Source organism: Aeromonas sp. HMWF014 (assembly GCF_963878295.1).
Taxonomy (GTDB): domain Bacteria; phylum Pseudomonadota; class Gammaproteobacteria; order Enterobacterales; family Aeromonadaceae; genus Aeromonas; species Aeromonas popoffii.
On sequence record NZ_CAWNYS010000137.1, the window covers coordinates 5,128 to 7,452 of the forward strand.

1 protein-coding gene and 2 tRNA genes are annotated in these 2,325 nt (G+C 60.9%); 2 read left to right on the forward strand and 1 reads right to left on the reverse strand.

Annotation, left to right across the window (positions count from 1 at the left end; all coding sequences use genetic code 11):
- Positions 1 to 63: 63 nt before the first annotated feature.
- Positions 64 to 140, forward strand: a tRNA-Val gene (locus AAC083_RS05455).
- A 34-nt stretch (positions 141 to 174) separates the two neighbouring features.
- Positions 175 to 251, forward strand: a tRNA-Val gene (locus AAC083_RS05460).
- Positions 252 to 358: 107 nt separating this feature from the next.
- Here the strand turns inward: AAC083_RS05460 and AAC083_RS05465 are convergent.
- On the reverse strand, positions 359 to 2,325 hold a 1,967-nt coding region (locus tag AAC083_RS05465; protein ID WP_108536042.1), incomplete at its 5' end, for a DNA polymerase II.

A 2,325-nucleotide genomic window follows, 5' to 3' on the forward strand; every position in this document is an offset into this window, starting at 1 on the left:
TATTCCCGTGAGTTGACCTCCTTCAGGTTGAACCTCATGCGAATAGAAAAAGTTGCCTGATGTGGGTTTATAGCTCAGTTGGTTAGAGCACTACCTTGACATGGTAGGGGTCGTTGGTTCGAATCCAATTAAACCCACCACTTCTCGCAAATGAAAAGCCGCATCGCGCACCCTGCGTCCTTAGCTCAGCTGGTTAGAGCATCACCTTGACATGGTGGGGGTCGGTGGTTCGAATCCACTAGGACGCACCAGATTAGAAAAGCCCGCTCATCGAGCGGGCTTTTTGCATTCTGCTTTACTGCCATCGCTTCCCCGCCATCCTGACACAGCCCCGCCCCTGGTTGCGGGTGCGACGTCGCTAGAAGAGATCCAGCTGCTGGCCGCAGATCCGGTCGAATGACTCGCCGATGAAGGGCAGTATGGCGTCGGCGATGGGCCTTAGCTGCTTGTCGATGTAGTGCTCGTAATCGATGGCGCTGCGTCTGTATTCCAGCGGTTCCGGGCCGCCCAGCGTCATCAGATAGGCGATGGTGCCCCTGTGCTGATAACGCTGGGGCTGGCCGCGGCGCAGGTTCTCCTCGTCGGCCAGCCGCGCCGCCCGCACATGGGGCGGCACATTCTTCTGATACTCTTCGAGCTTCTGGCGCAGCCGCTTGCGGTAGATAAGCAGATCATCGTGCAGGCCAGCCCGGGTCTGATCCACGATGGTGCGCACATAGCCGCTGGGGTCCTCATCGTGAAACACCAGCTCGTAGAGCCGGGTCTGGAATTGCTTGGCCAGCATGGTCCAGTCGGTGCGCACCGATTCCAACCCCTTGAACACCAGATGCTCCTCCTCCCCTCGCCGCTCTTCCTGTTTTCCAACCAGGCCGGCGTAGCGCTTCTTGCTCCCCTTCTCCAACCCGCGAATGGTGGGCATCAAGAAGCGGCGATAGTGGGTCTCGTACTGGATCTCCAAATGGCTCGGCAGGTCGAATTCACGTTTGATCAGCGCACTCCAGTTGTCGTTGATCATTCGGGCCAGCTCATGGCCAATTTCATCCGCCTGCTGCGGGCTTGTCTCCCTCCCCAGGTGGACGAAGGTGGAATCGGTGTCACCGTAGATCACCTCAAACCCCTGCGCCTCTATCCACTCCCGGGTCTGCTGCATGATGCTGTGGCCGCGCAAGGTGATGGAAGAGGCAAGCCTGGGATCATAGAAACGACAGCCACCCGAGCCCAGCACGCCGTAAAAGGAGTTCATGATGATCTTGATAGCCTGGGAGAGCGCCTTGTTGCTGGCTGCCTTGGCCCTGTCCCGCGCCGCCCACAGGGTGGCGATAAGATCCGGCAGAAAGTGGCGAGTACGGGAAAACAGGGCGCCGCGAAAGCCGGGAATGGCCTCGTCCGGGTGCTGCAACCCCTCTATCAACCCCATGGGATCGATGCAGAAGGTGCGAATGATGCTGGGATAGAGGCTCTTGAAATCGAGCACCAGCACGTGACGATAGAGACCAGGTTTGGAGTCCATCACATAGCCGCCGGGGCTCGCGAGCCCGCCATCGGCAGGCAGATTGGGCGCCACGTAGCCGCCGCGATGGAGCCGCGGCAGGTAGAGGTTGGTGAAGGCCGCCACCGATCCCCCCACCCTGTCCAGCTCAAGCCCGGTGAGAGAGGCCCGCTCGATGGCAAAGGGGATCAGGTGGCAGTAGTCGAAAATCTCCCACACCAGCCTGCAATCTTCCAGGTTGTAGCGGGCGAGCGCCTCCTTGTCGGAGTGAAACAGTTCGGTGATCTTCTCTCCCCGATTGGCCACATCCTCGATATCCTTGCCGCGGCCGAGCAGCTCGCTTGCCACCGCATCCAGGCTGTAGCTGGCAAACTGCCAGGTGGCGCTTTTGAGGGTATCGATGCCGTCGAGCACCATGCGGCCCGGGATGATGACGTTGCCGGTCTGGGGATCGTTACGCGATGAGCGCCAGAAGCAGAGTTCGCGTCCTCGCCCGAGCCGCAGCCGCCGCTTGTTGAGTTCTGCGCGGCGCAGCAGCAGACGAAAGTCGAAATTGACCACGTTCCAGCCGATCACCAGATCGGGGTCGTGCTGGCTGAACCAGGTTTCCAGCGCGCTCAGCAGGCCATTTTCATCCGCCACCCACTCGATGCGGGTCTCCCACGCCTCGGCACCGGCTTCGGGGGCGCCGATCATGATGACCCGCGCATCCTCACGGCTATAGAGCCCTACCGAGAAGAGGGCCCCGTCCATGGCACACTCCACGTCCAGCGACACCCAGGAGAGGCTGGGCGTCACCGCCTGCGGGGCGCAGCGCGCCTCGTTCACTTCCCAGT